The organism is Roseibium sp. QJM3NY_11 (assembly GCF_056173175.1).
In genome coordinates this window covers 5,572,470-5,595,955 of the sequence record NZ_CM149660.1, presented here as the reverse complement: position 1 = coordinate 5,595,955, position 23,486 = coordinate 5,572,470, and the positions used below count along the sequence as shown (strand labels likewise).

At 62.6% G+C, this 23,486-nt stretch carries 21 protein-coding genes, 1 tRNA gene and 1 other annotated feature; of the genes, 12 read left to right on the top strand and 10 right to left on the bottom strand.

From position 1 onward, the window contains the following. Positions 1 to 120 precede the first annotated feature (120 nt). The 3 genes from AC0VX3_RS25615 to AC0VX3_RS25605 are packed head-to-tail and all read right to left on the bottom strand — an operon-like array spanning position 121 to position 3,783. Positions 121 to 1,146, bottom strand: coding sequence for a substrate-binding domain-containing protein (locus tag AC0VX3_RS25615; protein ID WP_475525249.1), 1,026 nt, complete (start codon positions 1,144 to 1,146; stop codon positions 121 to 123). A 58-nt stretch (positions 1,147 to 1,204) separates the two neighbouring features. Continuing rightward, positions 1,205 to 2,233 carry an ABC transporter permease gene (locus AC0VX3_RS25610; protein ID WP_475522880.1) on the bottom strand — a complete coding sequence of 343 codons (1,029 nt, stop codon included), beginning with the start codon at positions 2,231 to 2,233 and terminating at the stop codon, positions 1,205 to 1,207. Then, positions 2,230 to 3,783, bottom strand: coding sequence for a sugar ABC transporter ATP-binding protein (locus AC0VX3_RS25605; RefSeq protein ID WP_475522879.1), 1,554 nt, complete (start codon positions 3,781 to 3,783; stop codon positions 2,230 to 2,232). The genes AC0VX3_RS25610 and AC0VX3_RS25605 overlap by 4 nt, the downstream gene beginning before the upstream one ends. 136 nt (positions 3,784 to 3,919) lie before the next feature. Between AC0VX3_RS25605 and mtnK the strand changes: the two genes are divergently transcribed. From mtnK to AC0VX3_RS25585, 4 genes are read left to right on the top strand one after another with little or no spacing between them, the layout of a single operon-like run. Beyond that, the gene (gene mtnK, locus AC0VX3_RS25600; RefSeq protein ID WP_475522878.1) at positions 3,920 to 5,182 is read left to right on the top strand and encodes an S-methyl-5-thioribose kinase; all 1,263 of its coding nucleotides are present in this window, start codon (positions 3,920 to 3,922) and stop codon (positions 5,180 to 5,182) included. Next, the gene (mtnA, locus tag AC0VX3_RS25595; protein ID WP_475522877.1) at positions 5,179 to 6,288 is read left to right on the top strand and encodes an S-methyl-5-thioribose-1-phosphate isomerase; all 1,110 of its coding nucleotides are present in this window, start codon (positions 5,179 to 5,181) and stop codon (positions 6,286 to 6,288) included. The genes mtnK and mtnA overlap by 4 nt, the downstream gene beginning before the upstream one ends. Continuing rightward, entirely contained in the window at positions 6,285 to 7,277 is a 993-nt protein-coding gene (locus tag AC0VX3_RS25590) for a sugar-binding transcriptional regulator (protein WP_475522876.1), read from the top strand. The genes mtnA and AC0VX3_RS25590 overlap by 4 nt, the downstream gene beginning before the upstream one ends. Before the next feature lie 4 nt (positions 7,278 to 7,281). After that, complete coding sequence (locus AC0VX3_RS25585; protein ID WP_475522875.1) at positions 7,282 to 7,947, top strand: class II aldolase/adducin family protein; 666 nt, start codon at positions 7,282 to 7,284, stop codon at positions 7,945 to 7,947. A 551-nt stretch (positions 7,948 to 8,498) separates the two neighbouring features. Here the strand turns inward: AC0VX3_RS25585 and rpsA are convergent. The 3 genes from rpsA to aroA form a co-directional block, all read right to left on the bottom strand. Further along, on the bottom strand, positions 8,499 to 10,196 hold the full coding sequence (gene rpsA, locus AC0VX3_RS25580) for a 30S ribosomal protein S1 (protein ID WP_348146300.1): 1,698 nt from the start codon (positions 10,194 to 10,196) through the stop codon (positions 8,499 to 8,501). 277 nt (positions 10,197 to 10,473) lie between these two features. Next, positions 10,474 to 11,100, bottom strand: coding sequence for a (d)CMP kinase (cmk, locus tag AC0VX3_RS25575; RefSeq protein ID WP_348146297.1), 627 nt, complete (start codon positions 11,098 to 11,100; stop codon positions 10,474 to 10,476). Further along, positions 11,097 to 12,464, bottom strand: coding sequence for a 3-phosphoshikimate 1-carboxyvinyltransferase (gene aroA, locus AC0VX3_RS25570; protein WP_475522874.1), 1,368 nt, complete (start codon positions 12,462 to 12,464; stop codon positions 11,097 to 11,099). Before aroA ends, cmk begins: the two co-directional genes overlap by 4 nt. A 450-nt stretch (positions 12,465 to 12,914) precedes the next feature. Between aroA and AC0VX3_RS25565 the strand changes: the two genes are divergently transcribed. The 4 genes from AC0VX3_RS25565 to AC0VX3_RS25550 all read left to right on the top strand — a co-directional run bounded on the left by AC0VX3_RS25565 (position 12,915) and on the right by AC0VX3_RS25550 (position 15,451). After that, positions 12,915 to 13,316, top strand: a complete 402-nt coding sequence (locus AC0VX3_RS25565; protein WP_475522873.1) for a TIGR02300 family protein — start codon at positions 12,915 to 12,917, stop codon at positions 13,314 to 13,316. A gap of 150 nt (positions 13,317 to 13,466) precedes the next feature. Next, positions 13,467 to 13,542 (top strand) — tRNA-Ala (locus AC0VX3_RS25560). 99 nt (positions 13,543 to 13,641) lie between these two features. Beyond that, on the top strand, positions 13,642 to 14,184 hold the full coding sequence (locus AC0VX3_RS25555) for a DUF6538 domain-containing protein (RefSeq protein ID WP_475522872.1): 543 nt from the start codon (positions 13,642 to 13,644) through the stop codon (positions 14,182 to 14,184). Positions 14,185 to 14,231: 47 nt separating this feature from the next. Then, positions 14,232 to 15,451 (top strand): IS3 family transposase gene (locus tag AC0VX3_RS25550; RefSeq protein WP_475522871.1). Its coding sequence is split into 2 segments (ribosomal slippage): positions 14,232 to 14,526 and positions 14,526 to 15,451, totalling 1,221 coding nucleotides; the frame shifts between segments, so codons are not numbered across the junction. Continuing rightward, positions 14,519 to 14,635, top strand: a sequence feature (AL1L pseudoknot). Its footprint overlaps the gene before it by 117 nt. Before the next feature lie 168 nt (positions 15,452 to 15,619). On the opposite strand, the gene AC0VX3_RS25545 is transcribed toward AC0VX3_RS25550, so the two are convergent. After that, complete coding sequence (locus tag AC0VX3_RS25545; RefSeq protein WP_475522870.1) at positions 15,620 to 16,273, bottom strand: hypothetical protein; 654 nt, start codon at positions 16,271 to 16,273, stop codon at positions 15,620 to 15,622. A 280-nt stretch (positions 16,274 to 16,553) separates the two neighbouring features. After that, positions 16,554 to 17,024 (bottom strand): Lrp/AsnC family transcriptional regulator, encoded by a 471-nt coding sequence (locus AC0VX3_RS25540; protein ID WP_342891525.1) that lies wholly within the window; start codon positions 17,022 to 17,024, stop codon positions 16,554 to 16,556. Between the two features lie 122 nt (positions 17,025 to 17,146). Here AC0VX3_RS25540 and AC0VX3_RS25535 point away from each other — a divergent pair, with 122 nt between their 5' ends. From AC0VX3_RS25535 to AC0VX3_RS25520, 4 genes are all read left to right on the top strand, one after another. After that, complete coding sequence (locus AC0VX3_RS25535) at positions 17,147 to 18,094, top strand: aminotransferase class IV (protein ID WP_475522869.1); 948 nt, start codon at positions 17,147 to 17,149, stop codon at positions 18,092 to 18,094. Positions 18,095 to 18,193: 99 nt separating this feature from the next. Beyond that, positions 18,194 to 19,567, top strand: coding sequence for an NAD-dependent succinate-semialdehyde dehydrogenase (locus AC0VX3_RS25530; protein ID WP_475522868.1), 1,374 nt, complete (start codon positions 18,194 to 18,196; stop codon positions 19,565 to 19,567). Continuing rightward, positions 19,564 to 20,178 (top strand): glutathione S-transferase family protein, encoded by a 615-nt coding sequence (locus AC0VX3_RS25525; protein ID WP_475522867.1) that lies wholly within the window; start codon positions 19,564 to 19,566, stop codon positions 20,176 to 20,178. The genes AC0VX3_RS25530 and AC0VX3_RS25525 overlap by 4 nt, the downstream gene beginning before the upstream one ends. Positions 20,179 to 20,238: 60 nt before the next feature. Next, complete coding sequence (locus AC0VX3_RS25520; protein ID WP_475522866.1) at positions 20,239 to 20,841, top strand: SDR family oxidoreductase; 603 nt, start codon at positions 20,239 to 20,241, stop codon at positions 20,839 to 20,841. A gap of 81 nt (positions 20,842 to 20,922) precedes the next feature. Here the strand turns inward: AC0VX3_RS25520 and AC0VX3_RS25515 are convergent, their stop codons facing one another. Both AC0VX3_RS25515 and AC0VX3_RS25510 read right to left on the bottom strand, forming a co-directional pair. Continuing rightward, the gene (locus tag AC0VX3_RS25515) at positions 20,923 to 22,596 is read right to left on the bottom strand and encodes an ABC transporter ATP-binding protein (protein WP_475522865.1); all 1,674 of its coding nucleotides are present in this window, start codon (positions 22,594 to 22,596) and stop codon (positions 20,923 to 20,925) included. Next, complete coding sequence (locus tag AC0VX3_RS25510) at positions 22,593 to 23,465, bottom strand: metallophosphoesterase family protein (RefSeq protein ID WP_475522864.1); 873 nt, start codon at positions 23,463 to 23,465, stop codon at positions 22,593 to 22,595. Before AC0VX3_RS25510 ends, AC0VX3_RS25515 begins: the two co-directional genes overlap by 4 nt. Between the last annotated feature and the right edge of the window lie 21 nt (positions 23,466 to 23,486).

Here is a 23,486-nt window from a genome sequence, read left to right as displayed (position 1 = left end):
TGCGGTGCGTTCCACAAGATTGCCTACAGGAGCTTGTTATCAAAAAGCCCGGCATCGCTGCCGGGCTTTCGAAGGTTTGTGTCTCATCCGGTGCCGCCATTCAACGGGACGGCTGGTGGGTCAGCGTCCGGGCAGCGGGATCCATTCGGCGGTGGAGACATCCGCGTGCTGGAACTGTGGCATTTTCTCGCCAAGCTCGGCCATGTTCTTCACGTCCTGCTCGTTCAGGAAGTCCTGGGTGATCAGTGTCGGCGGAACGACGACCTGCTTGCCCGGGTCTTCACCGGCAAGCATCAGGGCGAGCGTGCGCACGCTGACTTCACCGACAACGGCCGGGTTGGTCGCGACCGTTGCGGCCCAGGCACTGTCCGGCTCGCGCATGGCGGAGATATCCGCGGTCGAGACATCGGCGGAGTAGATCTTGATGTCCTGGCTGAGACCGGCCTCGTCGACGGCAATCTTCACGCCCTTGGCGAATTCGTCGTAAGGGGCAAAGACGACGGAAATCGTCGGGTTGGCCTGCAGCACGGAGCGCGCCTGGTTGGCGACGGAATTGGCGATCGGATTGTCGAGCGTGCCGAACATGGCCGCTTCCTTGATGCCGACATTGGCTTCCTTGACTTCCTTCCAGGCGACGTCGCGCCGGTCGAGCGGGGCAATGCCCGGCACATAGACATAGCCTGCGGTGAAGCTGTCGCCATTATCCTTGATGGCCTGTTCCAGGGCCAGCTTGCCGAGAAGATAATCGGACTGCTCGACCTGCGGAATGGCATCGGTTTCGACGTTGACGTCGAAGGCGACGACCTTGATGCCGGCCTCGACCGCGCGCTGGGCGGCGGGTTTCATGGATTCCGTCAGTCCGTGCTGGATGATGATGCCGTCGACGCCGAGGGCAATCGCCTGATCGACCATATCGGCCTGGAGGGCGGCATCCTGCCGGCTGTCCAGCACGCGCAGGTCCACGCCGAGGGCTTCGGCCTGCTTTTCGACGCCTGAAAGATACGACTGGAAGAAGTCGCCGGTGGACAGGTAGCGCACCAGCGCGATCTTCACATCCTCGGGCTTGTCGAACGGGGCCGGCATGTCAGCGGCAAGCGCAACACCACTGCCCGACAGTCCCAGCCCGGCAGCAACCGCGAGCTTCATGAATTCACGTCTCAACATTGTGTATCCTCCCATTTTTTGAACGGGCGCCTTTCCGGCGTCACGCTGTTCTCCTGCCGCCGCGCCGCGAGGACAGGTAGAACGTAAAGACAAGGGCGGCGACAAGCACGGCGCCCTTGACGAAGTCCTGCATGTAATAAGGGGCGTTCATCATGGTCAGCCCCTGGAGAAGAATGCCGACAAAGAGGGCGCCCGCCGCCGTCCCGAACGCGTTCGGACGGGCCGCGCCCAGTACCGCGAAACCGATCAGGGCGGCGGCGACGCTGTCGAGCAGAAGGTTGTTGCCAGACGCGATGTCGCCGCGGCCGAGCCGCGCAGCGAGCAGGATGCCGCCGACCGAGGCGAGCATGCCGGAGATCATGTAGGCGACGATCTTGTAGCGGTGCACATTGGTGCCGACCAGACCGGCGGCGCGCTCGTTGGAGCCGATGGCATACATCAGCCGGCCGTGGCGCGTGTAGCCGAGAAACAGCCAGATGATCAGGGCGATCAGCAGGAAGAGAACCACGGGAACCGGCAGCAGCCGGTCCAGAAAGAGATCGAACCGGTGCCGGCCCAGCCACAGGAAGGCAGCGGAAAAGGTGCCTTCGGCAACCGACCCGTCCGACAGATTCATGCCGGTCGCGATGGAATTGCCCTGGGTCGGAATGCGCTGCAGGCCGATCAGCAGGAACATCATGCCGAGCGTCGCCAGAAGGTCGGGCACGCGCATCTTCACGATCAGAAGCCCGTTGATCAGCCCGACAAGGGCGCCCATGGCAAGGCACACGAAGACGGCCACGAACGCTGATTGTTCCAGGATCACCATGGTATAGGCGGACAGCATCAGCGCGGAGGTCGCGACCGAGCCGATCGACAGGTCGAAACCGCCGACAACCAGCGTGCAGGTCACGCCCAGGGCCAGAATGCCGGTGATGGCCACCGACTGGAAAATGAACACCGCCGACCGGGCGCTGGCAAAACCGCTGGCATAGATGCTGAAGAAGACCGCAAGTCCGCACAACAGCACGATGAAACCGTAGCGGATGGCCAGCTCGAGTGCGGTCCTGGAGGTGTCGTTTGATGTCATGCCATTGCCTGGTTCTGATTTTGGGACGGAGAAGGCAGATTGTCTGGAGCCGGCGCCCGGACGGGGCCGGAGACGGCCGTGACCAGCTTGTTCAGGTCCACGTCCCTGTTGACGTATTCACCGGCGATCATGGCCTCGTTGAGGACGATGATCCGGTCCGCGATTTCGAGGGCCTCGTCGATTTCGGCGACAAAGACAAGCGTCGTCCGGCCGGCGGCTGTCTGGCGGATATAGTGTCCGATGTCCCGCCGGGCGCCGATGTCCACGCCCTGAAACGGCTCGTCAAGCAGGAGCACCCGCGAAGCCTTCAGCAGCCAGCGGCCGATCATGACTTTCTGCTGATTGCCGCCCGAGAGTGTGCCGATGCCGTCCCGGTCGCTCTGACACTTGACGCCAATCCTGTCGATCATCTCGCTGCTGGCCCGCCGCTGGGCGCGCTCGTTCAGGAACGAGAACCGGCTGAAGGCCTTCAGGAAGGGCAGTGTCATGTTGTCGGCGATGTCGAAATCCGCGATCACCGCGTTCACGCTGCGGTCTTTTGGCGACATGAACACGCCGCTGGCAACGGCCTCCGTGGCACTTGTCGGGCGGTAGGCCTTGCCGTCGAGAAACAGAACGCCGCCCGCCGGTTCGGCAAGGCCGAAAAGAACCTCGGCGAGTTCGGTGGTGCCGCTGCCCAGAAGTCCGGTGAACGCGATGACCTCGCCTTCCCCGGCCGTGAAGTTGATTGGCGGGCTGTCCTCGAACAACCGCAGCTCTCTGGCTTGAAGAACGGCTTCGCCGCCCTTGACCGGATCGATATCCACTTCGGTCATCTGGTGGCCGAGCATGGCATTGACCGCGCCGACATAATCGAGCGGCTCCGTGTCGAAGAGGCCCGAAACGGCGCCGTCGCGCATGGAGACGATCCGGTCCGCCACCCGGCGGATGTCGGACATGCGATGGGAAATGTACAATATCGCGACGCCGTCCGCCCTCAGCCTGTCGATCAGGGCGAACAGCCTCTCCGCCTCGGACGCGGACAGGGACGATGTCGGTTCGTCCAGGATCAGGAGCTTCGGTGATCTTGCCATCGCCCGGGCGATCGCGATCATCTGACGGTCGGCGACGTCGAGATCCGCGACACGGGTGCGCACGTCCATCGTCAGACCCATGCTCTCGGCGACCGCGCGGGCCTGACGGCGCAGTTTGCGGTCGTTGACGAACAGGCCGACACCCGGCTCGGTCAGGCGGTCGAGGGTCAGGTTGGTGGCAACGTCGAGATCGGGAATGACACCGTCGTCGATGGACTGGTGCACGGTGACGACACCCTTGGAAATGGCATCGGCAGCATCCACCGGCGCATAGGGGGCACCGTTCAGTTCGAGCCTGCCCGAATCCGCGAAATGGTAGCCGCACAGGATCTTGACCAGCGTCGATTTGCCGGCGCCGTTCGCGCCCATCAGGGCCGTGACCTCACCCGCGCGCAGGTCCAGATCGATCCCGCGCAGCACGTGATTGCGTCCGAAGGATTTCTCCAGACCGGTCAATTTGCAGGTGATGTCTTTCACCTTTCCTCCCAATTTTTGACGAGCTCCTCTCTCGCTGCAATCGTTACAGCACGGTGAATAGCCTTTTGTCAACTGAGTTGACTTTTGAATAATCTTGACCTTTATTCGAGAAAAATCGGGAGGAAAGTGCAGCAAGATGAACACACCGGATCTCTATCGCCCCCTAACCCCTGAAGAGCTTGGCGGCCGTCTGTCGGCAGTGCCCGTCGTTGCCGCACGCGTCGGCGAGGACCCGGCGCGATGGACGGTGAAAGAGGTCGGCGACGGCAACCTGAACCTGGTTTTCATCGTGGAAGGGCCGGTGGGCACGGTGATCGTCAAGCAGGCGCTGCCCTATGTGCGCCTGGTCGGGGACAGCTGGCCGCTGCCACTCTATCGCGCCTATTACGAGAACCATGCGCTGGTCCGACAGGCGGAACGTGATCCGGGCTCCGTCCCGCAAATCTATCATTTCGACGAGGCCCAGGCGCTGATCGTGATGGAGTTTCTGTCGCCCCACAAGATCCTGCGGCGCAAGCTGATCGACGGCGAGAAGGTCGCGGGTCTCGGCGGTTTTCTGGGACGCTTCTGTGCCCGCACGGCGTTCCGCGGTTCGGAGCTTTCCCTGAAGAGCGCCGACAAGAAAAAGGATGTCGGCCTGTTTTCCGGCAATGTCGAGATCCCGGCCATCACCGAAGCGCTGGTGTTCACCGATCCCTATTACGACGCCAAGATGAACCACCACACGCCGGGCCTCGATCCGGTGGTGGCGGACCTGCGCGCGAACCCGCATCTGAAGGCACGGGCGCAGCGCATGCTGATGAAGTTCGCTTCCAACACCGAGACGATGCTTCACGGCGACCTGCACAGCGGCTCGATCATGTCGACGGAAGCTGAGAGCAAGGTCATCGATCCGGAATTCGTTCAATACGGTCCCATCGGCTTCGATGTCGGCATGCTTGTCGCCAATTTCCTGATGGCCTATTTCAGCCAGCCGGCGCATCGCGAGACATCGGCTCTCCGGTCCTATCAGGACTGGATCCTCACGGTCATCGAGGAGGTTCTCACCGCCTTCGAAGCCGAATTCAGGACGCTCTGGTCCGCTGAGCGCACCGGAATGCTGTATCCGGCTGCCCTGTTCGAGGATCAGGGGCAGTCGTCGGTGGAGGCTTGCAGCGAGCTGCTGGCGGAAATCCGCTCCGATGCCCTCGGATTTTGCGGTATCGAGATGCTCCGGCGAACGCTTTCACTGGCCCACAACGCGGATTTCGAGGACATAGGCGACGAAACTCTCAAGCGCCGGCTCGAAACGCGCAATCTCCTGATGGGGGCCGAACTGCTTCTGCGGGCCGAGGAGATCGGCACGAACGGGATGCTTCTCGATCTGGCCCGCCAATTCAACGCAAAGGATGTTCCATGAAGGTCAACGGCACCCATTACCGCTCCCTCTGGTGGGATGACAGCAAGGCCGCCCTGCAGATCATCGATCAACGCTGGCTGCCGCACGAATTCCGGATCGAGCAGGTCGATACACTCGAAAAATTCGCCGACGCGATCGTGGAAATGCGCGTGCGTGGCGCGCCGCTGATCGGTGCGACCGCCGCCTACGGCATGGCCCTGGCTGCCCGGCTCGACCCGTCCGACGCGCATCTTGACCGGGCCTGGGACACGCTCGACCGGACGCGCCCGACGGCGATCAACCTGCGCTGGGCACTCAACCGCTGCAGAACGCTGCTGAAGGCTCTGCCTGAAGGCGCGCGCGCCGACGCCGCCCTGAAACTCGCTCACGAGATTTCCGACGAGGACGTCGAGATCAATCGGCAGATCGGTCTCAACGGCCTTGAGATCATCCGCAGGATCGCCGCGGCCAAGAAGGATGGCGAACCTGTGCGTTTGCTGACCCATTGCAACGCCGGCTGGATCGCGACAGTCGACTGGGGCACGGCAACCAGCCCGATGTATCATGCCCATGATGCCGGCGTGCCGATCCATGTCTGGGTGGACGAGACCCGTCCGCGGAACCAGGGCGCGCTGACCTCGTGGGAACTCGGCAGCCACGGCATTGCGCACACCTACATCACCGACAATGCCGGTGGCCATCTGATGCAGCACGGCCTTGTCGACATGGTCATCGTCGGAACCGACCGCACCACCCGCCGGGGCAACGTCTGCAACAAGATCGGCACCTACCTGAAGGCGCTGGCGGCAAAGGCGAACGACGTGCCTTTCTATGTGGCATTGCCGTCGCCGACCATCGACTGGACGGTCGACAACGGCGTCGTCGAAATCCCGATCGAGGAACGCAATGAACGGGAAGTCACGCACATCCAGGGGCTTACAGAGCAGGGCTCCATCGGCCAGGTCCAGGTGACACCGCCCGGGACCCCCGGCGGCAACCCGGCCTTCGACGTGACACCGAACCACCTCGTGACAGGCCTGATCACCGAACGTGGCGTCTGCGAGGCGAGCGCGGAAGGGCTTGCGGGCCTGTTTCCGGATCTTGCCAATCTCGAAAAGAGCGCATGACGCCGGGTCCGGGCAAATCCCGGTCGGGTGACGCGAAAACCGTCGCCCGCGCCCGGTCCCAGGACGAGGCGATCATCGAGGTGACCTGGTGCTACTACCAGGAAGGCATGAACCAGAACGAGATTGCCGAACGGCTCGGCATCTCGCGCGCGACCGTGGTCAATTACCTGTCCGAGGCGCGGCGGCGGGACTATGTCCGCATCACGCTCGATCATGACATCTTCCGTGACCAGGAATTGGCCCGCAAACTGGTGGACCGGTTCGCTCTGCGCGATGCCGTCGTCGTGCCGTCCTCGCCTGACGGCGCGGACCAGTCGCTCGACCGGGTGACCCGGGTGGTGTCGGACTGGCTTCCCAGCCTGCTGGAGCCGGGCGATCGCCTCGGGGTGGCCTGGGGCGAGACCGTCTACCGGGTCGCGGAAGCCGCACCCCGTGTCCCCATGGAAGGGCTGACCGTCGTGCAGCTTGTCGGGTCGCGGCCCGCCGCGCTCGGTTTTGCGGCGGAAACCTGCTCGGCCACGCTGGCGCGCCGCTACGGCGCCCATTGCATCAATCTTCACGTCCCGCTTCTCCTGTCGGACAAACAGCTTGTCGACCGTCTCAAGCAGGAACCGGTGATCCGGGAACAGCTCGACGCGGTCGCCGACTGCAACAAGACCCTGTTTGCATGCGGCACCTGCACCGCCGACAGCCACGTCGTCCATGCAGGGCTGCTCGACCGGTCCGACGTGGACGCCTGCGCCGGCAAGGGCGCCGTTGGCGTCATCTGCGGCCGGCTGATCGATCACAAGGGCACAGGCGTCAGGCGGAACATCGAGGACCGCATGATCGCCGTGACCCTGGACCAGATGAAAAACAAGGACATGGGGCTTCTGGTCGGATCCGGCCCCGCCCGGGCAAGGCCCATGCTGGCCGCCATCCGGGGCGGCTACGCCACCCATGTCGCCACCTGCTCGCAAACCGCCGCCGAAATGCTGGAGCTCGCCTGAAATCATGCCGAATACACTCTATCAGGACACACCGGACCTCAGGCAGGCGATCATCGACGCCTGCCGGGACATGAACCGCCGGGGGATCAATCAGGGCACCTCGGGCAACATTTCGGCCCGGGCCGGCGACCGGATGCTCATCACGCCCTCAGGTGTTGCCTATGACCGGATGACGCCGGACATGCTGGTGTCCCTGCCGCTTGACGGCAAGGGTGCGCCGGAAGGACCGCTGCCGCCGTCGACGGAATGGCAGTTCCATCTGGCGTTGCTGCGGGCAAAGCCGGAGATGAACGCCATCGTTCACGCCCATCCGGTGCATTGCACGGCGCTCTCCATCAACCGGGAGGAAATACCGGCCTGCCACTACATGATCGCGCTGTTCGGCGGCAACACCGTGCCACTGGCCGGTTACGCCCTGTTCGGCAGCGAGGAACTGGCGGACAACGTGGTCGCCGCCATGCGCGACCGCCATGGCTGCCTGATGGCGAACCACGGCGCCGTGGTTGCCGGCGAGACGCTCGACAAGGGCCTCTGGCGCCTGGAAGAACTGGAAGTGCTCGCCCGCGCCTATATCCTCAGCCGCAGCATCGGCACGCCGCATATTCTCTCAGACAGCGAAATCGACAGCGTCCTGGGCGCGGTTGCCAATTACGGCCTGAAGACGGCCTGAGCGGGAACGCAAAACCAGTGCAGGGCAAGGGAGCATGGGCCGTGTGCCCTCCAAGGGCCAGCCTGTGAGGGCACCCGGGAGGATGGCGGAAAAGACGGAACACCGCTCCGCTCAGCATCCTTTCGGAACCGCGGCCCGGCCACCCCCGCAGCGCCTTCCCCCTCTCCCCAAGGCCTTCCCCTTCTCCCCCAGGGTCCTTCCGGAACCGTGCCCCCGCCACACCCTGCAGTGCCTTCTCCGACTTGATCGGGGACCCATCCCACGTTGCCACCCGGCAGCACGCCTGATCCAGCCACCGCGCGGCAACCGCATCAGCCGTTCCAACCGCTCTGCGAACGAATGGCCCCCCGGTCGCGCTGCGCTTGCCGGGGGAGTCGCCAAGGGGCAGGGCGGGAGCATGCTGCGGCCGTGTGAAACGTCAGGGAGGACAGTCGCGAAGGAGGTGCTTGGGTTTCAAGGGACACAACGGGATTGCGCCTGCCGAAATGAAAAAAAAGCCCGGCATCGCTGCCGGGCTTTCGCGTTTTTCGATCTGATGACGCTCAGATTGATCAGTCGTCGGACTGCTGCTTCAGAGCCGCACCGAGGATGTCGCCGAGGGAGGCGCCGCTGTCGGAGGAACCGTACTGTGCGACGGCTTCCTTCTCTTCGGCGATTTCCAGAGCCTTGATCGACACGGTGACCCGGCGGGTCTTCTTGTCGAACTGGGTGATGCGGGCATCGAACTTGTCGCCGACGGAGTATCTTTCCGGACGCTGTTCTTCGCGGTCACGGCTGATGTCCGTGCGGCGGAGGAACGCTGTCAGGTCGCTGTCAGCGATCTTGACGTCCAGACCGGCATCCTTGACTTCGATGACTTCACAGGTCACGACGGAGTTCTTGCGAAGTTCACCGGCTGCACCGGAGTCCATCGGGTCGCCGGAGAGCTGCTTGATGCCAAGCGAGATACGCTCCTTGTCGACATCAACGTCCAGAACGACGGCCTTGACCATGTCGCCCTTCTTGAACTCTTCGATGACCTGCTCGCCCGGACGGTTCCAGTCGAGGTCGGACAGGTGAACCATGCCGTCCACGTCGCCGTCGAGGCCGATGAACAGGCCGAATTCGGTCTTGTTCTTGACTTCGCCTTCGACTTCGGTGCCGGTCGGGAACTGCTCGGCAAAGGCATCCCACGGGTTCTGCAGGGTCTGCTTGAGACCGAGCGAGATGCGGCGCTTGACCGGATCGACTTCCAGGATCATCACTTCAACTTCCTGGGAAGTGGAAACGATCTTGCCCGGATGAACGTTCTTCTTGGTCCAGGACATTTCCGAAACGTGGATCAGGCCTTCGATGCCCGGCTCCAGTTCGACGAAGGCACCATAGTCGGTGATGTTGGTCACGCGGCCGGTGAACTTGGCGTCGATCGGGTACTTGGCTTCGATACCGTCCCACGGATCGGTTTCGAGCTGCTTCATGCCCAGGCTGATGCGATGCGTTTCCTGGTTGACGCGGATGATCTGCACCTTGACCGTCTGGCCGATGGTGAGAACTTCCGACGGATGGTTGATGCGGCGCCACGCGATGTCGGTGACGTGCAACAGGCCATCGATGCCGCCAAGGTCGACGAACGCACCGTAGTCGGTGATGTTCTTGACCACACCTTCCACGGTATGACCTTCTTCCAGGCTCTGGACCAGTTCCGAACGCTGTTCGGCGCGGGTTTCTTCCAGAACGACACGGCGGGACACGACGATGTTGCCGCGGCGCTTGTCCATCTTCAGGATCTGGAACGGCTGCGGCGTATGCATCAGCGGGGTCACGTCGCGGACCGGACGGATATCGACCTGCGAACGCGGCAGGAAGGCAACGGCGCCGTCCAGGTCGACGGTGAAGCCGCCCTTGACCTGGTTGAAGATCTGTCCATTGACCTTCTCGCCGGCTTCGAACGCAACTTCGAGGCGGACCCAGCTTTCTTCGCGGCGAGCTTTTTCGCGCGACAGAACAGCTTCGCCGAGCGCGTTTTCGACACGCTCCAGGTAAACTTCGACTTCGTCGCCGACACCCATTTCGCCGTCGCGGCCCTTGGCGCCGAATTCCTTCAGCGGCACGCGGCCTTCAACTTTCAGGCCGACGTCGATGACGGCCAGGTCTTTTTCGATGGCGACGACGGTGCCTTTGACAACGGCACCTTCGTAAAGGTCGTTATGGACGAAGGACTCCTCGAGAAGAGTCGCAAAATCCTCGATGGAGGGATTGAAATCAGACAAATGTTTCTCCTGGCGCCAGTTGGCGCGCCGCCGGCGGGTTGGTGTTGCACTCCGGACCTTCAGTCTCCCGGGACTGCGATTTTCGCTGATCCTTCCGTTCCTCCAGGAAACGGGCCGGCGGGGCGGGAGCCGGAAAATCCGGTCTCGTCACAGGACGCAAATCAGGAGCGCCCTGCCGAAATTCGGTTTGTTCTTTAAAAAGAACCGCCGGCCTCAAGGCCGGCAAGCGTTCCGGATGCACGAACAGGGGCGCACCGATGGTGAACCCCAGATCCTCTCAGGCATCCCTGGCGCGGGAGACGATATCCACAGCCGCCTGGAACGCGGTCTCTATATCCATTTCTGTCGTATCAAGCAAGACCGCATCGTCAGCTTGTTTCATCGGAGCCACGGTTCGCTGGCTGTCGCGCTCGTCCCGGCGCTTCAGATCGTCCAGAACGGAGGCGTAAACGGCCTCCTGGCCCTTGGACAGCATTTCGTCGGTGCGGCGCCGCGCGCGCGCCTCGGAAGACGCGGTCACGAACAGCTTGACGGTAGCATCCGGGCACACCACCGTGCCGATGTCGCGGCCGTCCAGAACCGCGCCCGGAGGAACCCGGGCGAACCGGCGCTGCAGCTCGACCAGCTCCTTGCGCAGGCCGCCGAGAACGGCGATCCGGGAAGCCGCTTCGCCGATTTCATGCGCGGACAGAACGGATTTGTCCATCTGCGCGAGATCGAGATGGCGGGCGATGTCGATGGCGATGGTTTCGTCGCCGAGCGGCAGGCCCTTGACAAGAAGGGCGGCAGCCACGGCCCGGTAGGTCAGCCCCGTATCCAGATGCCGGAGGCCGAAATGGTCCGCCAGCCGCCGTGACAGGGTGCCCTTGCCGGACGCGGCCGGCCCGTCGATTGCGATGATCATGCGGCCTCGCTGGCGTTGGCGGCGACTTGTGCGCCCAGTCCCTCGAACAATTCGGTGAAATCCGGGAAGCTCGTGGCGATCACGGCGCCGTCGTCGATGGTCACCGGCTTGTGCGCGGCCATGCCCAGCACCAGGAACGACATGGCGATGCGGTGGTCGAGGTGGGTGACAACCGTGCCGCCGCCGATGGCGTTGGCCCCGCCGGTGACGGTGAGTGTGTCTTCGGTTTCGCGGCAGGGAACGCCGTTGGCCTCAAGGCCCCGCGCCACGGCCGCCAGACGATCCGATTCCTTGACGCGCAACTCTTCAAGGCCCGGCATGAACGTGTCTCCCGTGGCAAAGGCGGCGGCAACCGCCAGCACGGGATACTCGTCGATCATCGACGGTGCCCGTTCCGCCGGCACGGTGACGCCCTTCAGACGGCTGGCCCTGACACGCAGGTCACCGACCTCCTCGCCGCCGGTCTCGCGCCGGTTGACGATCTCGATATCCCCGCCCATCTCGATGAGCGTGGTGATCAGCCCGGTGCGGTGTTCGTTGAGAAGCACATTGCCGATGGTCACGTCGGAGCCCGGCACGATCAGGGCGGCAACCACCGGAAAGCCAGCGGAGGACGGATCGCCGGGAACATCGATATCCTGTGGTTTCAGCTCCGGCTGGCCCTTGAGCCGGATCACCCGCTCGCCCGCGTCGTTCAGTGTGACCGATATGTCGGCGCCGAAGCCCTTGAGCATTCTTTCGGTATGGTCCCGGGTCGGGATCGGCTCGATCACCGTGGTTTCGCCCGGCGCATTGAGGCCGGCCAGCAGCACGGCGGATTTCACCTGGGCGGAGGGCATCGGCACGCGGTAGGTCAGCGGTAGGGCCAGCTCCGGTCCGCGAATAGAAGCCGGCAGCCTGTCGCCGTCCCGCGCGATCACGTTTGTGCCCATGTCGCGCAAGGGGGTCAGCACCCGGCCCATCGGCCGTTTGGACAGGGAGGCGTCGCCGACAAAGGTGGCGGCAATGTTGTGGCTGCCGAAAATGCCCATGGTCAGGCGCACGCCGGTGCCCGCGTTGCCGAAATCGATGACATGCTCGGGCTCCAGCAGGCTGCCCAGCCCGATGCCGTCGACGGTATAGCTGCCGTCGGCCTGTGTCTCGATGGTGGCGCCGACGGCCCGCATGGCATCGGCCGTGGCCAGCACGTCCTCCGATTCCAGGAGGCCCTTGACGGTGGTGCGCCCGACGGCGAGCGCGCCGAACATCAGCGATCTGTGGGAAATGGATTTGTCGCCGGGCACGCGGATCGTGCCGGTCAGGGGGCTGCCCATACGCGATGTGAGCGGCCCGGATGCGCCATGCGGCGCGGTATCGTGTGACATTTGAATGTCCGCAACTAGGATCGGTTGTCAAAAGGTGACACGTCCTATCACGCGGATGCGGCTGCGTCATCCATTGACACCCGCATTTCCCGCAGGGACGGATTTTTGCGCCGATCCGCACCGGCGGCCAGCCGAACGGCTGCCTGGAAGGTCATCCGGACAGGCATACAGGCGGGCATTCGGATGCTCATTCGGGCGCGGGTCCTTGCCGCGCATCGCCGATGGCTCCGCAAACCGGCCACAGATCCGGGCGGGAGGGCATAAAATGCACCGCTGGATGCAGGGAGTGTGGGAAAGGCATTGCGTGACGCTTGAAATTTGGTGCGCAACATGCAGAACAATGGTCCCTGTAACTTTTTTCTCCGATTTGTCTTTGACAGGGAAACCTCCGAAGGCTATGGGGCTGCCCACTAATTCAAGTCGGCTAATAACTTTAAGAGGGTGAGCACAGTGGCAAAACCTGAACTAGGCACGAAGCGGCTGTGTCCGGGCTGCGGCTCGAAATATTACGATCTCAACCGGGAACCGGTGACCTGCCCGAAATGCGGCACCGTGTTCGAGACGGTCATGACGAGCCGGGCTGCGAAAGCGGCCAAGGTGGAGGAAAAGGCCCAGGAGGACGAGGAAGAGGAGGAGCAAGACGCTGCTGCTCCGGAAATCGTCACCCTTGAGGAGGCGGACGCGGAAGCTGAAGGCGACGACGTGCCTGACCTTGAAGGCGGCGAAGTCGAGCTGGAAGAAGATGAGGACGACGCCAGCGGCAGTGACGACGTGTTCATCGACGACGAGGACGAGGACGAAGAGTCCGTTCCGGGCATCCGCGTCGGATCCGACGACGACGCCGATCGCTAAGAGACTGATCAGGCAGGGTATTTTCCCTGCCTGTTGTTTTCCGGGGCAGACGGGAAATTTCGTTCCATTTTCTGCTTGATCTTGCCTGGAGGTGTGACTATGTTCCGCCTCCATCGACGCCGGAACCCAAGCCGGCCGGTTACGGAACATGGGGCCATAGCTCAGCTGGGAGAGCGCTTCGCTGGCAGCGAAGAGGTCAGGGGTTCGATTCCCCTTGGCTCCACCATTCCTCTTTTCTTCAAAAGAAAACAGTAACTTACTGATCTGCAATGGTGTTTTCCGGGGACTGTTACGCTGAGGTGTTACAGTGAGGACCCCTGAGAAGATGCCCGGGCATACCCGTCTGTATCGTCGCGGAGCCGTCTACTACCACCGCGCAGCCGTTCCCCAAGACATCGTTGCCACATACGGTAAGCGCGAAGAGACCTTCTCGCTGAAAACACGAGACCACGCTGAGGCCGTTCGCCGGGTGCGTATTGCTGCCGTTGAGGTGGACAAGAGGTTTGATGCGCATCGGCTTAAGCTGGCGCGGCAACAGGAACCTGCGCTGCAAGAGTTGACGCCCGAACAGATTGCCACGATTAAGGCGGTCTACCTGCATCATCTTCTGGAAGAGGATGAGGAGGTTCGGCTCGAAGGCTTCGAGGAATTTGAGACCGATGGCGATGAGCGCGTCTTAACATCGCCCTTGCAGTTCAATCCACGACCCACCTTTGAAGAGTGGGAGGAGCTTGTCGAGGATACTGACCGTCACAATCGCTTCAATTTATCTCGCGGGAAGCAGGATGTCTTCCATCGCTCCGAAGCTGAAGACGTGCTGTCTTGGGAGGGGATTGATCTCAAGCTGGACCCGGCCTCGCGAAATTGAACCGCCCCGGGTTTACCGGAGAGTAAAACTCTCACAGGATACCCGTTATGGATCAGAAGACAGTTCCCCCGAGATATACGGCAGAGTTTCGCGAGCGCGGCGTTCGGCTTTTTCGCGACCACCGCAGGGACTATGACAGCGACAACGCCGCCTATCGTGCCATTGCGTCGAAGCTCTGCTGCTCCAAGGACAGCCTGCGTGCGTGGTGTGTCCAGGCCGCCCGTGATGCGGGCGAACGCGCAGGGCCCACCAGCGAGGACAAGGCCCAGATCAAGGCTCTTGAGCGGGAGAACCGGGAGCTTCGCCAGGCCAACGAGATCCTGAAGAAGGCGTCTGCTTATTTTGCCCAAGCGGAACTCGACCGCCCGTTCCGCAAATGATCACGTTCATCGAAGAGTACCGTGAAGCCTTTGGGGTCGAGCCGATCTGCCGCGTTTTGCCGATCGCCTCATCGAGCTACTATTCGCATGCCGCCGCTGCCCGTGATCCGGATCTGGCTTCGGCCCGCGCGAAGAAAGACGATGCGGATGCCCGGGAGATCCTGCGCGTCCATGAGATGAGCAAGGGGCGCTATGGAGCCCGCAAGATTTGGCGTCAACTGCACCGCGAGGGCTGGGACATTGCCCGCTGCACCGTGGAGCGCTTGATGAAGGGGCTTGGCTTGCAAGGCGTCACGCGTGGAAAGAAGAAGACAACGACACCGGATCCGGCCATGCCTTGTCCGCTGGACAAGGTCAACCGGAACTTCACGGCCACAGCCCCGAACCAGCTCTGGGTTTCGGATTTCACCTATTGTTCGACATGGCAGGGAATGGTCTATGTGGCCTTCGTCATCAACGTCTTTGCCCGCAAAATCGTTGGCTGGCGAGTCTCCACCTCTATGTCCACAGGCTTCGTGCTCGATGCCTTGAACCAGGCCATCTGCCAAAGGCGCCAGAACCAGGCCGGCGGGCTGATCCACCACTCCGACCGGGGCAGTCAATATCTGTCGATCCGCTACTCGGAACGGCTGGCGGAGACCGGCATCGACGCATCGGTCGGAAGCGTTGGCGACAGCTATGACAACGCCCTGGCGGAAAACATCATCGGTCTGTTCAAGACGGAAGTCATCAACCTGTTCGGCCCTTGGAAATCAGAGGGCCAGATCGAATGGGAAACCCTGAAATGGGTCTCTTGGTACAACACCGAGCGGCTCCACAGCGCCATCGGATACTCAACCCCATGCGAAAGCGGAGGAGGCCTTCTTTCGAAACTCAAGCGCCCTTGATAAGGTCGCCTAATCTTTGAAACAAAATCTCTCAGGTAAACCCGGGGCGGTTCATCCTGGCGGAATTCGTCCGTCCGTTTCGGTCCCATAGTAAGTCTCCTTTGTTGCAGTAAATGCTATCAAAGGAGCGGCATCAAACCGCGACAGGACCATCGCAGTCCAGAGCTATCAGAGAGGATGCTTCCTCTTCGCATGGAAGATCATTCTGAGAGCAGCGGGAACATCCCTTTCGCTTGTCACCTTGAAGAGGGTGTTTCCACGGTCATCCTTGATCGGAAGGTCGGCAACAGGCTCGAAATGATCCACTGTTCCACGCACGGTGATGGACAGCTGCTGGATTTGGGGTTGGATGATAACATACCAGAAATTGTCGGGAGTATCTGAGAAGTTCCTCGCCTTGCCACGCTTGAGGTCACCTACCGAGCGTTCACGGACCGCCGAGAGCAGTGCCACAGCAGCCTTTGACATAGGCGGGTTGAGTAGCTCTTTTGCCAACGACAGGAACTCTTGGTCTCCGGGACCGAAAGCAACTCCGCTAACAGGGCTTCCGGCGGCTGTGTTGTCGGCGGGCGGTTGAACGATGGCCGAAACAGCAATGGCTTCGGATTGCGTCCCTACATTTAGGGCAATCGCATCTTCGAGGTCGAATGAGAGAGCTGATACCCCCTCATCGAACTTGTAGTTCTTCAAGAGAAGCACGCTGCGTGGCCCAACGGTCTTTGCGCCCGCTCCGAAGAGGCGGACTTCATGTGGCGACATCTCAAGTTGCCAGACGCCATCGGCAATACGTTCAGCTTTCTCGGCGGTGATCGTCAGTCCCATTGCACGTCCTTTCTGGAAGTTATCTGTACAGATAGTTCTGCAGATAGTATTTTTCAGACGATCTGCCAAGCGCAACGCTGCAACCCGCCAACCCGCCAACCCGCCAACCCGAAGGAGAACACTGCTACAGTGGGGTGACACAGAGATGGGCGAGTGGTATGTGTAAGCTACTGAAAAAATGAAAGAAAATAAGCCGACAAGCGTCTCCCCTTGGCTCCACCATTCCTTCTCCTTCGGGATAATTTCCCTTGAAATTGGACGTGTGTCACGCCGCAGCCTCTCAGTCCGCCAGCGGCACCTGAAGGCTCGTCTTCACCCGGTCCACGACCACCGATGTTGCGAACCGGCGGATATTGGGGTTCTCGACGAAGACCTGACGCGAAAAGCGGTCGTAGTCCTGCATGTCCCTTGCCAGAACGATCAGGATGAAATCGGCGTCGCCGGTGATGTAGTAGCACTGCTGCACTTCCTCCAGGGCCATTATCGACCGTCTGAAGTCGTCCAGCAGGTCGACGCGCTCCCGCTCCAGTTCGACCTCGACGACGAAGGTCATCCGTGCATCGATTTTTCCGGGATTAAGCTGCGCGACCTCGCGCTCGATGACGCCGGTCTCGTTGAGCCGTTTCAGGCGCCGTTGAACCGAGGAGCGCGACGCGCCGACCCGGTCGGCAAGCGCGTCTGCGGACAGCCGGGCGTCCTGCTGCACGATGGACAGGATCTTCCGGTCGATCTGGTCGAGGGAAGTGGGCAATTTACATCTCCAAATTTATGATGTTGATGCAAATTAACCGGCAGGAAATTCGACGTCGAGCAAAACAGGTCAAATTCTTGCGCTAGCCTGTTCCGGTGTCAAGGAAAATGGAGCGCCAGCCGATGAAACCGGAACCTGTCCTTTCCCCCAGCTATTCGGATCCTCACCCCTATCCCGCCGGTGTTGCCTGGCAGGACGGGCAGTACATTCCGGTTTCTGAAGCCAAGATTTCCGTTCTGGACTACGGCTTCCTGCATTCCGATGCGACCTATGACACCGTGCATGTCTGGGACGGGGCGTTCTTTCGCCTCGACGCGCATATCGAACGGTTCCTGGCCGGGGTCGAGCGGCTGCGCATGACATTGCCGGTTTCCGCCGGCGAGATACGCGAAATCCTGCATGGGTGCGTCGCGCTCTCGGGTCATCGCCGGGCTTATGTCGAAATGATCTGCACCCGTGGCGCTGCCCCCGACTTCAGCCGTGACCCGAGAGCCGCCGTCAACAGGTTTCTCGCCTTCGCGGTGCCATACGGCTCGGTGGCGAGCGACGAGCAGATGCGGCGCGGCCTGCATGTGAGTGTAACCGATGTCACCCGGATACCGCCCGGCAGCGTCGATCCCCATATCAAGAACTATCATTGGCTCGACCTGATCGGCGGCCTATTCAATGCATACGACCGGGGCGGCGAGACCGCGCTGTTGCTGGACGGTGCCGGCAATATCGCGGAAGGTCCGGGCTTCAATGTCTTTTCCGTCCGCGGCGGCGCCCTGCTGACCCCCGCCGCCGGCGTCTTGCGCGGCATCACGCGCCGCACCGTCATCGAGATCTGTCAGCAACTGCGGCTTGGTGTCGACGAGGGCGCGCTGTCGCCGGAGGCGTTGCGCAGTTCCGACGAGGTTTTCATCACCTCCACGGCGGGCGGCATCATGCCGGTCACCCGGATCGACGAGCGCGACGTGAACGACGGCGAGGTCGGTCCTGTCACCGAAACGATCAGGCGGACCTACTGGCAATGGCACACGGATCCGCGGTTCATTGAGGACGTGTCCTATGCGTCGCCACAGGCATGAGCGCACGCGCCGGAAAAAGTCTTTCGTCACCTGTTCCCGTGTCTTTTCCGGAACCTTGAGCCATTCCGGCAGTTAGCCCTGTGAACCACAGGAGCTTTCATGCCGAAGATCACCACCGTCAATCCCGCAACCGGGAAAGAAATACAGTCCTACGACATGATGAGCGAGGCCGAGGCGGTCGGGCGGGTCGAGAAATGCCATGCCGCGTTCGAGGACTGGCGCGGGCTGTCTCACGACGAGCGCGCGCCGTATCTGGAGAGGATTGCCGCAAAGCTGCGCGACAACGCGGATGAGCTGGCCGAACTGATGACGGCGGAGACCGGCAAGCTGCTGAGGGACGGCCTGACCGAGGTCGAGATCTGCGCGGCGATTTTCGAGTATTCTGCCAAACAGGGCCCGAAGGTGCTCGCTGACGAGGAGCGCACCCACGGCGACGGCAGCCGTGGTGTCGTCACCTACCAGCCGGTCGGCGTCATCTATTCGATCCAGCCCTGGAACTTCCCGCTGTATCAGCCGGTCCGCGTGCTGGCCGCCAATCTGATGACCGGCAACGGCTGCGTGTTGAAACATGCCAGAATCTGCACCGGCTCGGGGCTGCGCCTGCGCGAACTGTGCATCGAGGCAGGCCTTCCGGAGGATCTCTTCCAGGTGATCCTGATCGACCACGACACCAGCGACAAGCTGATCGAACACCCGAAGGTGCGCGGTGTGACGCTCACCGGCAGCGACGGCGCCGGTCGCCATGTCGGCAGTGTGGCCGCCAGGGCACTGAAGAAGACCGTGCTGGAACTGGGCTCAAACGACGCCTACCTGGTGCTGGAAGATGCCGATATCGAAACGGCGGTGAAATTTTCCGTCATGGGCCGGCTTTACAACAACGGCGAGACCTGCGTGTCGGCCAAGCGCTTCATCGTCACCGACAAGGTCTACGATCAATTCGTCGAGGCGTTCGTGGCGCAGATGCAGGAGATCACCCTCGGCGACCCGCTGGACGAGGCGACGCAGCTCGGCCCGCTGTCCAGCCAGGACCAGTTCGAGACGGTGCGCGACCAGGTGGACAAGAGTGTCGCCAACGGCGCGAAAATCCTGTGCGGCGGCAATGTTCCCGGCCGCACCGGTGCCTATTATCCCGCCACGGTGCTTGGCGATGTCAAAGCCGGCATGCCCGCCTATGATGACGAGATCTTCGGCCCCGTTGCCGCGGTCATCCGCGCCAGGGACGACGAGGACGCCATGCGGCTGGCCAACGACAGCCGCTACGGTCTCGGCGGCGGCATCTTCTCCAGGGACGAGGACCGGGCCCTGGAGCTGGCCCGCAAGCATTTCGACACCGGCATGGTGCGCATCAACTCCTTTGGAGCGGCGGATCCGAACATGCCGTTCGGCGGGGTCAAGGACAGCGGCTACGGACGTGAGCATGGCGGCTTCGGCATGAAGGAATTCGTCAACGTCAAGGCGGTGTACCTGCCATGATCACGCTCCATGCCCTGAAATATTCCCGCGCCACCCGCGTTCTCTGGCTGTTGAACGATCTCGGTCAGCCGTGCGAGCGCATCGATTACGACCGCACCGAGGCCTTTCGGGCGCCGAAGGACCTTGCCGCATTGCATCCCCTGGGCAAGTCCCCGGTCATCGAGGACGACGGTCAGGTGATCGCGGAATCGGCGACGATCCTGCGCTATCTGGTGGACAAATACGGTGACACAGGCCATCAGCCCGAGCGCGGCACGCCCGCGTTCTGGCATCACGAGGCCCTGCTCGACTATGTCGAGGCGTCGTTTGCCGAGGTGGCTCTGGCTGCAATTCTGCCCGCCTTCGCGGGACAGGACGTGCCGGAACCCGCCAGGGCCGCTCTCGAGCTTCACCTGTCCTACATCGCCGGAGAACTGGACACCGGGCCGTTCCTGTGCGGCGCCGGGCTGACCCTGGCCGATATCCAGATGTCCTACCTTCTGGCGTTGCTGGAGCGCTTCGGGTTCCTGAAGACCGCTCCGCGCCTCATGGCCTATTGGAAGAGATTGCAGGAGCAGCCCGGCTACATCGCGGCAGTCGACGCCAGCGGGCCCATGGCGCCTCCGGGCTGAGGGGCGCCAGAAAGCGCCAGAACTTGCCAGAAACAGCCAGAACACGAAAAGGAATTTCAGATGAGCTTCAATGTTCTTGTCGCCGGGGCAACCGGCAAAACCGGCCAGCTTGTGATTGACGAATTGATCGCACAGGGTCACGCGCCGACTGCGCTCGTGCGCGCGGGGTCCGATATCGAGACGCTGCCGGACGGTGTCGCCCTGCGCCAGGGCGACCTGACCGCCTTGCAGGCCGGTGTCTGCCAGGGGATGGATGCCGTTGTCTTCGCGGCCGGGTCCGGCGGGTCCACCGGAGCGGACATGACCGAAAAGGTCGACCGGGACGGGGCGCAAAAGCTTGTGGACCAGGCGCGGGAAGCCGGCGTGAGACGGTTCGTGATGCTGAGTTCCGTTGGCGCGGACAAGAGCGATCCGGACGGCGATCTGGCGCATTATCTCAAGGCCAAGCATGATGCCGACGAACATCTCAAGGCCTCGGGCCTGAACTTCGCCATCCTGCGACCCGTCGCCCTGTCGGATGAGGACGGCAGCGACGGTGTCGTTCTGGGGGCCGATGTCGACAAGACCGCGACAGCCAGCCGGGCCGATGTCGCCCGCCTCCTCGCCGTTGCGGCGACGACGGAGCGCTTCGACGGGGCAGCCGTGGACATGCAGTCGGCCTGATCCCGCCGTGTCTCTTGACAGGCGGCAATGACAGGTCCGTGCGCCTCTACAAGGCGCGCCCTGCCATCGACGGTCCGTCTCCTAGGCGGACAGCGATACCGGTGCGTCGCCGACGCACGTACCAGCCGCCTGCTTGCGGCGCCTGACGGGAATCCCGGAGGGGACAGCCGAGAGGAGCCGTCTTGTGTAGGCATGCCGGGGCGCGGCCAGCAGCTCGCCGGCAGGACCCGTCTCGACGATCTCGCCCTTGTACATCACCGCGATGCGGTGGCTGACGCGCTCGACCACGGCGATGTCGTGCGAGATGAACAGGAAGGCCAGGCCGTCGCGCTGTTGCAGTTCCAGCATCAGGTCGGTGATCTGGCGGGCAATCGAGACATCGAGCGCCGACACGGCTTCATCGGCGATGATCAGCTTCGGTTCGACCGACAGCGCCCGGGCAATGCACAGTCTCTGGCGCTGTCCGCCGGAAAACTGATGCGCGAAACGATCGATGGCATCGGTTTCAAGGCCAACCCTTGCCACGAGCTGCGCCGCGAGATCCTTCTGCTCCCCGCGTGAGACAAGCCCATGGATCCTTGCCGGTTCGGTGATCAGTTCATGAACGGGAAGGCGTGGGTTGAGGCTTGCGTAGGGGTCCTGGAACACCATCTGGGCCTGCTTGCGGCTTTTTCTGAGTTCCGCTTTCGAAGCGCCCGTGAGCGGCGCGCCATTCAGGAAGACCGTGCCGCTTTCCGGCTCGATCAGGCGCAGGATGGATCGCGCCAGGGTGGACTTGCCGCAGCCCGATTCCCCGACCAGCCCGAGTGTCTCGCCCCGCGCGATTCTGATGGAGACGCCCTTTACGGCCAGAACACCCTCCGAGGCCTTTGAAAACAGGCCCGATTTCGAAGCGAACCGTGTCGACAGGCTGTCCACCTCCAGCACCATGTCCGTGCCCGCGGCCGTCGTGCTGCTGCCGGTGCCCAGCTTTGGCGTTGCGGCCATCAGTGTCTTCGAATAGGCGGCTTGCGGCCGGTTGAAGAGATCCTCAACGGCAGCTTCCTCGACCTTCTCCCCGTGCCGCAACACGACCACCCGGTCCGCCATCTCCGCGACCACGCCCATGTCGTGGGTGATGAACAGGACGCCCATGCCGATCTCTGCCTGAAGGCTCCTGATCAGCGACAGGATCTCGGCCTGGGTGGTGACGTCAAGAGCCGTGGTCGGCTCGTCGCAGATCAGCAGCCTGGGGCGGCAGGCCAGGGCCATGGCGATCATGACGCGCTGGCGCAGGCCGCCGGAAAGCTCATGAGGGTACTGGTCCAGCCGTCGGACCGGTTCGGGAATGCGAACCTGATCCAGGGCCTCCAGCGCGGCTTTCAGCGCCTCCCGGCGGCTGAGACCCAGGTGCCGGATGAAAACCTCGGCAACCTGATCGCCGATTTTCAGAACCGGATTGAGCGAGGTCATCGGTTCCTGAAACACCATGGAGATCGCATTGCCGCGCAGCCGGGTCAGTTGCGCGTCGTCCAGCGCTCTCAGGTCCCGGCTGGCATCGCCGTCAGCCAGCAGGATCCGGCCGGACCGGATGGTGCCGCCTTCGCGCTCGATCAGGCGAAGGATCGCAAGCGCCGTCGCGGATTTTCCGGAGCCGGATTCCCCGACCAGCGCCAGTGTTTCGCCGGCATGGATTTCAAAGGAAAGACCCTTGACCGCTTCATGCGTGCCGAAGGAAATCCTGAGGTCCTCAACGGCAAGGACAGGTCCGCTCATGTGAGGTCTCCGCGTCTTTTCGCAGCCGTTTCGACGTGCTGGCTGAAGGGCGGCAGCACCGGCGTCCAGCGGGTGGCCGTCGGCCGGAAGGAAAAGGCGAACGGATCGCGGCCCCGGACCTGCCACGAGACTGTGTCATCGAGTTCCAGAAGGGAAAAGGCACCCGCGGGTTCGCCGCTGGTGGTAAAGCTCTCGGTGAGCGACTGCTGAGTCAGATGGGTGATGCCGTCGACGGTGGTGACGGTGTTCCAGTGGACGTGGCCAGACAGGCAGACGACCGGGAACCGGCATTGCGCAAGGGCAGCCCGGGCGCGTTCGGCCATCGGATAGGTGGAAGCGGACGGATTGCGTTCGAAATAATAGTTGCCGGTCTGGCCATGGCCGGACACGGGCACATGGCTCAGGACCAGAAGCGGGCGGTCGGTGGTCTGTGCGACCCGCGACAGCCACAGAAGGTCCGCCTCGCGCAGGATGAACCCCGTGTGCTCCGGCTTGCGCATGATCTTGCTGTCCGCGCGCCACAGGACGATCCGCCAGCCGCCGGCATCGAACGTCGTATTCACCATCGACTGGCCCAGGATGGCCTCGTTGTCGGCGACCTCCAGATGATCGCGGTCGTGGTTGCCGTTGATGTGATGGATGGGGGCCTCGACGGCCTTGAAGGCTTCGGCGACTTCCCTTTCGAGGCGAAGGTCCTCGTCCCGGCCGATGTCGGAAATGCGGTCGCCGAGATCGACGACGAAATCCGGTCTGGCGTCATTGGAAAAGCGGGCGAAGTCCGCCATCAGGTCCAGCGCGGTATCGCCGCGCTTGGTGGCGGAGGGGGCGCCGTGATGAATGTCGGCGACAACGGCAATACGGACTGACACGGGCGGGTTTCCTGACTGGAG